Annotated in this window: 1 protein-coding gene; it reads left to right on the top strand. The window is 63.8% G+C overall.

Going from position 1 to position 1,519, the window contains the following annotated elements:
- Positions 1-1,519: 2-oxoacid:acceptor oxidoreductase family protein (locus VCB98_RS13810; protein ID WP_346053522.1), on the top strand; the 1,519-nt coding region annotated here is incomplete at both ends.

Here is a 1,519-nt window from a genome sequence, read left to right on the forward strand (position 1 = left end):
CAGGTCCACTTCATGGTCGCCATGAACGCCGAGACCTTCGCCAAGGACCACGCCGAGATCGCCCCCGGCGGCTACCTCTTCTACGACAGCACCTGGCCGCGTACCCGCGAGATCACCCGCGACGACATCACCGTCATCGGCGTGCCCCTGGCGGAGATGATCAACCACCACTTCGTCGAGCCCCGCACCCGCATCCTGATGAAGAATGTGGCCTATGTGGGCTCGCTCGCGGCTCTGCTGGACCTGGATCTGGAAATCATCGAGCAGCTCCTGAAGGAAACCTTCGGCGAGAAAAAGGCCAAGCTCGTCGGCCCCAATATGGAAGCCGTCGAGATCGGCTACGACTACGCCAAGAAACACTACGACTGCCCGCTGCCCCTGCATGTCAGAAAGGCCGACATGACCAAAGGCCATGTCATCGTCGACGGCAACACCACCGCCGCCCTGGGCGCCATGCTCGCCGGCGCCAATGTGGCCGCCTGGTATCCCATCACCCCGTCCACCAGCGTCATGGACGCCTTCACCAGCTTCTGCGCCAAGCACCGCCACGACGACCAGGGCCAACCCCAGTACAAGATCATCCAGGCCGAGGACGAGCTGGCCGCCTGCGGCATGGTGCTCGGCGCCGGCTGGATGGGCGCCCGCGCCTTCACCGCCACCTCCGGCCCCGGCATCAGCCTGATGAACGAGTTCATCAGCTTCGGCTATTACACCGAGATCCCGGCCGTGATCTTCGACATCCAGCGCGTGGGCCCCTCAACGGGCATGCCCACCCGCACCCAGCAGTCCGACATCAATGAATGCGCCTACGCCGGTCACGGCGACACCCGCCACATCTGCCTCTACCCGGCCGACCCCCGCGAGGCCTTTGACTTCGCCATCAGAAGCTTCGACCTGGCCGAGCATTTCCAGACCCCGGTCTTCGTGGTCTCGGATCTCGACATCGGCATGAACGAATGGATGGTCCCCGAACTGAAGTGGAACGAGAGCTACCGCCCGGATCGCGGCAAGGTCCTCTCCGCCGGCGATCTAGACAAACTGGAAGGCCGTTTCGGCCGCTACCAGGACCCGGACCGTGACGGTGTCCCTTATCGCAGCCTGCCCGGCGTGCACCCCAAGGGCGCCTACTTCACCCGCGGCTCCGGCCACTCCGAACACGGCACCTACACCGAAGACGCTTCCGAATACCAGCGCGTGCTCGATCGCATCCGGCGCAAGTTCGACACCGCCAAAGACCACGTCCCGGCCCCCTACATCGACTACGCCCGCAGCAAACCCGTCAAGGCCGGCATCATCAGCCTCGGCTCCTGCGATCTGGCGATAAAGGAAGCGCGCCACAACCTGAAAGAGAAGGGCAGCGAATTCGACTACTGCCGCATCCGCGCCTTCCCCTTCACCGACGAGATCCGCCGCTTCATCGACGAGCACGACACCGTCTTCATCGTCGAACAAAACCGCGACGCCCAATTAAAAGCCATGCTGCAAGCCGAACTGGACGCCGACGCCCGAAAACTCGTCC

The sequence above is a fragment of the Natronospira elongata genome (genome assembly GCF_034931365.1).
In the GTDB taxonomy this organism is placed as follows: Bacteria; Pseudomonadota; Gammaproteobacteria; order Natronospirales; family Natronospiraceae; genus Natronospira; species Natronospira elongata.